This window comes from Mesorhizobium sp. M0030, from assembly GCF_040323695.1.
GTDB lineage: Bacteria > Pseudomonadota > Alphaproteobacteria > Rhizobiales > Rhizobiaceae > Mesorhizobium.
This window is the reverse complement of record NZ_JAMYVE010000036.1, coordinates 1-6,892: the sequence shown is the minus strand read 5'-3', so window position 1 is coordinate 6,892 and position 6,892 is coordinate 1. Positions and strand designations below refer to the sequence as shown.

Genomic DNA, 6,892 nt, shown 5'->3' with positions numbered 1-6,892 from the left:
CCGGGAAATTTCGGATCGGCTTAAGCAACCAAATCCTACGTCATTTCAACGGGCTTGCGCCACATCCACCAACCCACATGAATTTTTCAGGCTGGCAGAGAGGGTGCTTGCGGTGCACTCACTGACACGAGATCGCAAATGGAGGCGCGTGACCACCAGAACTGGCGACACCCAAGGTGGTCCGCTGGACCCGCAGGAGGAACCACAAGGTGTCAGCGGGCAGAGCGCAAGCGAGTCCCTACTTCGATCTTTCTAGAAGCGCGCCGGCAGCCTGGGCGGGGGGCTTGGGGGTCAGACTGCCGGCGCACGCCACTCACGAAGAGCGGCCCCTTTTCCTGGTTCGAACGCCCATAGTCAACCCGGAAACGTCAGGATGCCCGCCATGTTACTTTCAGAGCGGCGCGACTTCGCCATGGTGGACGATTCAGCCTAGGAGTAGCCACTCTCGTAGGCCGAGTTGATGCTCAAGCCAGCATCGCCTTGCCGAACTAGGAAGAGTTCGCCGTTAGTCCTTCGTCGCGAGCCGATGCCGTCGTGCACGTTTCGTAGCACTCCGGGCGGCTATATCGCTTTGTTGTTCGGCGAGCTGCGCCAGAAGGCATCGCATCAATCGAATCAAGCGTCGACATCAGCCGCAAGCTTCACATCACAACAGCTAGTCCACCCATTGCAGATCATCCGACTGTTCAGGCGGCGTCCGAAATGTCCAACTCCGACTCAAGAATTCCCACAGGTATGGAAAGCGATTTCGCTATCCGATCCCGATAGCCCTTGCTGTACCTCAGACCTCGCTCGATGTTTTGGATTTCCTCAGCGGCCAGCCCGCACGCGACGGCCAGGTCGTCGATCGAATATCCAAGGTGCTCGCGATAAGCGCGGACGATGTGGGTTCCCTGGGACATAGCCGTCAAGACTGGTTCGGGAATGCGCGAATCCTTCATAAACATCTCCAAGAACTGGGAGCTCCCTCAGAGATTCCTCCCGAGGCGCACACCTAGCAAATAAAAAAAATGGTCGTCCATTCGGCCGAACCGGCCTCATGCATGGGATGGGCCGCTGAATTGGCCGGGCCGGAATATGGCGGCTCACCTGCTTCTGATCAAGTATCAAGACTGCCCGTGCTGAGAGCCTGGTCGGCGTAGCGCATGCGACCTGCGATCCTTCGTGGACCATTCTCGCCGATGGCTTTCTTGAACAGCAACTCGAACTTTCGGCACGGACACTGCTTCCTTCGGCAATCTCCACCGGCGAGGCAGCGAAGGACCCGCTCGTAACCGCTACCGAGTTTCACAATTGCAGCAAACAATGGTCATCTGGTTTCATCCGGGCTTCGGATCCAGACAAGGGGTACCGCTTTCCTGGAGGCGCATCGCCACCTGTACAGGTTCACAATCATTCGACCGTGACCGATTTTGCGAGATTGCGCGGCTGGTCTACATCCGTCCCCATGAAGAGCGCCGTGTGGTAGGCTAGAAGCTGTATCGGGAGCGAGAAGATCATTGGCGCGATAATCTCGTCGACAACCGGCAGCACGAGCGTGTGCATGGTTTCGAGTTTCGATACGGCTGCCCCTTTTTCATCGGTGATGAGGATAATCCGCCCTCCACGGGCAGCCACTTCCTGCATGTTGGAAACGGTCTTGTCGAAAAGACGGTCATGGGGCGCGATGACGATCACTGGCATGTTCTCGTCTATCAAGGCGATCGGCCCGTGCTTCAATTCACCCGCTGCATAGCCCTCGGCATGGATGTAGGAAATCTCCTTGAGCTTCAGCGCACCTTCCATCGCTAGCGGGAAGCTGGTGCCACGGCCGAGATACAGGACGTCACGACACTTTGACAGTTCGCGCGACAAGAACTCGATTTCCGGCTGGATGCACTCGAGTACGTGGCCCATCACGCGCGGCAATTCGGCGAGGCTCCTGACGAGCGCCTGCAGCTCGTCTTCGGGGACGGTCCCGCGGGCTCTGGCCGCGCCGATGGCGAGTGCTGCTAGAACGGCAAGCTGGCAGGTAAAAGCCTTGGTAGAGGCGACGCCGATCTCCGGTCCGGCAAGGATCGGGAAAACCGTATCGGCCTCCCGAGCGATGGTCGATTCGCAGGCATTGACGATAGCGCCAATTTTCAGCCCACGCTCCTTGCAGTACCTCAATGACGCAAGCGTATCGGCGGTTTCGCCGGACTGCGAGATGAAAAGAGCCGCCGACTGCGGCGGCAACGGGATCTCGCGGTAACGGAATTCGGACGCAACGTCGATTTCAACCGTCAGGCGCGCATAGCGCTCGAACCAGTATTTTCCGATCAGTCCGGCGAAATAGGCGGTCCCGCAGGCAGAGATCGCCAAGCTCGGGACCTTGGCGAAATCAATGCCAGGAACCATGTCGCGACTGTCTATGATGTTAATGTAATGACGGAGAGCATGGGCGATGACCTCGGGCTGCTCGTAAATCTCCTTCTCCATGAAGTGGCGATGGTTGCCCTTGTTGGCCAGATCGGCCGCGGCCGTGGAGATATGGCGCGGACGCTCGACGGGACGGCCGTCGACATCGAAGATATGGGCGCCCGAATTGCCGACAACGGCCCAGTCGCCGTCGATGAGATAGGTAATTTCATTGGTGAAGGGAGCAAGGGCGATCGCGTCGGAGCCCAGGAACATCTCGCCGTCGCCGTGACCGATCGCGAGCGGTGGTCCGTTGCGCGCCGCCGTGATGGTCGACGGTTCATCTTCGAAGAGGATGGCAAGCGCATAAGCGCCCTTGACGCGTTTCAGCATGGCACGCGTGGCCTCTTGCGGCCTCATGCCCTCTCGGCGGTATCTTGCCAAGAGATGCCCAACGACCTCGGTGTCGGTGTCGGTCTGGAACTCGGCGCCATCCGCCGCCAATTCGTCCTTCAGCTCGGTGAAATTCTCGATGATGCCGTTATGGACTACGGCGACACCGTCGCTAAAGTGCGGGTGCGCATTGCGTTCGGTCGAGGCCCCGTGGGTTGCCCAACGCGTGTGGCCGATGCCGACGTTGCCGCTCAGCGGCTCTTCCTTCAGTCGCGTCTGGAGATTGACGAGCTTGCCCTCGGCGCGCCGGCGGTGCAAGGCACCCTCGATGATCGTCGCAACGCCGGCGGAATCATAGCCGCGATATTCCAAACCCTTCAACGCGCCGATCAACCGATCCGACACCGGCTGTTGCCCAACGATGCCAACAATCCCGCACATGTTCGTCTCCGCATCTTTGCGGGCAGCACCAGCCCACGCGAGACGGATACCCGTCCGGCCGCTTTAAGTGGCGGCCTTGTAGTAGAATTCCATAATATTGGTAAAATTGATTGTTGTGATAACTACCATCCACCCGATGGATAGGTCGGCCGCTGTGGAGCCACGACCCAAACTTCTATTCGCGCCTGACGCTCTTATGAGGATCGCAAACTCACACCCGCGGCAGGATCACGGCCTCGGAAAGGCCAGGAGGCCTTAGACGGTGGACGGACGACGGGCCTGCGACCCCTTGTCAGGCAGTCGGCATCGAGGAGCATGGTGCCGCCGACTTGGGCATCGGCGATGGTCTGTCTTGGCGACAGCCTGAGTTCGCTTCAGGACCGTCGTCGTCTCGCGCGGCTGCCGGTGTCAGTTGACGATAACAAATGTCCGCCGGGGGCGAGCGCCTCGCGCACGGCACGTGCCAGCCGCGGTCGGTCCGGGACGCCGTCGAGGCGTTGGCCGTGAAGACTCGACGGGGCGTGACACCAGAGTAGCGAGTTCGTAGCGCGTAGCCGGCGACGAATTCGCAATTGGTCGCGCCGGCGCCGGTCAGCCGGCGCTGCGCGGCCTCCAGTTGGTCGGCGTAGTGCGACGACATGGCGGGCGATCGTGGCGATCGGCACAGCCGCCCCGCAACAGAGGTCGACCACCTCCATGCCCGGCTTCAGCCCGGTTGTCGCAAGCGCCATCTTCGCTGCGGTCGCGCTTGTCATGCTGCTCTTTCCTGGCCTTTGCAAGAACACGAACCTCGGCTTCGGTCGGAATGGCAATGTGGCGAAGGGCGACCCGATCTGCGTCAAGCTCATCGCCAAGGAAGAGGCGAATGATGGGCAGCCCCACTACCGCCTGATCACCACCGGCGGCCGCCGATGTTCCCAGCATTCGCGTTCCAAGGTCGGTATGTCGTGCTCCTCGCTGGCATAGCCGAGGCAGAAATAGCCGATCAGCGTCCATTCGGGCGGCGTGTCGAGAATTTCGGCCATCTCGGTCGCATCGAGGATCGACACCCAGCCCATGCCGATGCCCTCCGCCCGCGCCGCCACCCACAGTGTGTGCACTGCCATGACGGCCGAATAGTCGATGGTCGCCGCCATGGTCATGCGACCGAGCCCATGGCCTTGCCGGGTCGTGCGGTCGGCGAAGACCGCGAACTGACAGGGCGCCTCGTCGAGCCCGGCAAGCTTCAGCCGGGCATAGAGTGCGGCGCGCTCTCCCGAAAAGCGCGTGAGCGCCTCGGCATTGCAGCGCTCGAAGCAGTCTCTCACGGCAGTGCGCCGCTTGAGGCTGTCGACGACTACGAAGCGCCAGGGCTGGCTGAGGCCAACGGAGGGCGCAGTGCTGGCGAGCTCGAGCAGGCGTTCCAGCGTACCCTCCGGCAGAGCCGTCGGCTCGAAGCGCCGCACATCCCTGCGCCAGCGCAGCAGCGTGATCAGCCCGGAGCGAAAATCGTCGGTGAAATCTGGAGGTGACGGCATGGCGGTCTCGTTAGGTATGTATTGGACACTAGGGAGTACAGTGTGGACAGCCTACTGCCCATTGCCAAGCTGGCTTGTTGCGTCCGACAATCGCGTCATGCGGCCCAACCGCAAACGATAGAAAAATGTTTCCTGGTGGGCGGCGCTATTACGATGCAATCGACCAAGCCCGTTTCGATCAGCTCGCACGGCGGTGAATCGCGTACCAGGCCGTTGATAGATGCGCCATTGACACTCAGGCGCACCCGTATCGCTCACCAGGCCTCGGAATGCGGAGAACGTCGGCCTGGAACGCGGAGACTGCGACAGGCGTCTCAGCTTGCATATACTCGTCCTGCCGCACCGCCTGCAACTCAGTTTGCTTCCGACCACGTCGGCCTCGACGTCCCCGAAGATTCCCCAGGTCATTCGGCCGATACCATCGTCTGACATCATAGCGCCGCAGCGGACAGCACCAGCTGCCCAGTTTCATTTGGGGCATCGCTGAGCTTCCAGTCGCCACCGCAATTTCGTCTTCCACCAGCGTCAGGCCTGACCCAAATTGCAGCTCATCCCTCTCACAGTCAATTCGCGCTTGAATTATCTGTTCTACTTTCGTTCACTGTTCGGACGACACATTAGAAAGAGCTGGAATGGAATCTATCATCAGCCCCTCGATAGCCGCCAAAGGTGGCCGCTGTTCAAGCCCGCCGAAAAGATTGGATGCCGTTCACAAGGAGAGAGCATCAGTGGGACCATGCCGGCACCATGGATGGGCTGGTGCCGTCATGAAGTTGGAGGGCGACTTGCCTCCTCTAGCCGTTTTCGCAACCTATTCCGTCGCCGTCTCGGTCAAGATCATAGATATCGGTGCCTACGACAGAGACCGGCCCGTGTACGTATGCGGGACCATTGCCCTTTCCGGAGGAACAGTCGACATCGCTGGCGATTGGAACACAGGCGCCTGTGTAGTTAGGGTCGCAGGATTCTTGGCCATGAGCGCTGCTGATGAAGGACGCCAGACCCAGAGCGACCGCGCCTAGACGATGAAACCGCATCAAACACCCGCCAGCTAACACCCAAGAAATCTTAGCGGGCGTTTTAGCTCCATGCAATATTAGCGCTGGCTTGGGCGCCTATATATCACCACCAAGCTCCAAAGAGATAAGTTATTGCCCCACTGCAATGATCAAGATCGCGTTGAGGGCGCACGATGGCGGGCTACTTGATTTCGGTTTGGCAGATGCGTGGCCAAAGACCGACGCGTGCTGCCAGGCATATGCATCTTCGGCGGGGTTTGACTTTTGATATTGCTAGGCAGGAAGGTCGCTAGCCGTACAGACCAGCTTATTACCGAGGTCGAGAATCCTAGTACCGATCGCTGGTAGTGCATCCACAGCAGTCTGATTTGACAGCCGTCGTCGAGCCGGAGTTCGCATCGCCCTCTGCGGTGAGGCCTCCGTAAGCGTCTGCGACGACCGACAGAGTCGACAAGCACGCGCTTCGTTCAGCGCCCCGAGGTGATCATGGCTGAAAGCGGCCCTACAAGGGCGTCCGATAGTAGCCTTCAAGGCCTACAAGAGGCAAACGCTGTGGAATCGTGTGCAGGGCGAGGTCGGCGGCCCGGTCCCGAAGGAGCATAAGAAGAACAAGGCCGAATGGCTGAAGCCGGGACTGGTCCGCCGGTCACGAGGTCGGAGGGCGAAGAGAAGCTGCGCCTCGCGAGGCTACGGATTTCTGGGAGGATAACCAAAGAGCGCGGCCAGTCTTAGGTATATTGTACGATTGTTACCCAAGCGGCGGCCGCATGGACTCTCATCATCTTGGAACTACATTGCCAGAATGGCACAGCTCTTTGAATCCGCCCCAATGAGCGCTTCATTTCAGATGATCGTGGACCACTATGAGACAGCGGTTTCACTCCAGGAGCGCATTGTAACTCGCGCTCGACAAGTCGGCTTGGCGACCAAAAGCGATGACGAATTTCTGGAGCATCTGAATGCCGCGTTAGAGCGGGTGCGCCAAAGCTTGGCTCGGGCCGATTAACGTAATTGATTAAAAAATGGGACAACCGCGGTCGGCAGGCATACAGTGTGCCATCGACGGCAACTCTAAGGGCGTCCGTCGGCTGTGAGCGATCAACATGCTTCCGCCCCAATAGGGAGAGGGAGCTATGACAGACT

General features: G+C 59.7%; 3 protein-coding genes. All 3 read right to left on the bottom strand.

Features of this window, described 5'->3' with window-relative positions; genetic code table 11:
* Nucleotides 1-686: 686 nt before the first annotated feature.
* The 3 genes from NKJ80_RS31200 to bluB all read right to left on the bottom strand — a co-directional run bounded on the left by NKJ80_RS31200 (nt 687) and on the right by bluB (nt 4,730).
* The gene (locus NKJ80_RS31200; protein WP_031197535.1) at nt 687-941 is read right to left on the bottom strand and encodes a helix-turn-helix domain-containing protein; all 255 of its coding nucleotides are present in this window, start codon (nt 939-941) and stop codon (nt 687-689) included.
* Between the two features lie 451 nt (nt 942-1,392).
* A complete protein-coding gene (glmS, locus tag NKJ80_RS31195; protein WP_352498951.1) occupies nt 1,393-3,213 on the bottom strand; it encodes a glutamine--fructose-6-phosphate transaminase (isomerizing) in 1,821 nt (606 codons plus the stop codon).
* 881 nt (nt 3,214-4,094) lie between these two features.
* On the bottom strand, nt 4,095-4,730 hold the full coding sequence (gene bluB, locus NKJ80_RS31190) for a 5,6-dimethylbenzimidazole synthase (RefSeq protein WP_023690605.1): 636 nt from the start codon (nt 4,728-4,730) through the stop codon (nt 4,095-4,097).
* Between the last annotated feature and the right edge of the window lie 2,162 nt (nt 4,731-6,892).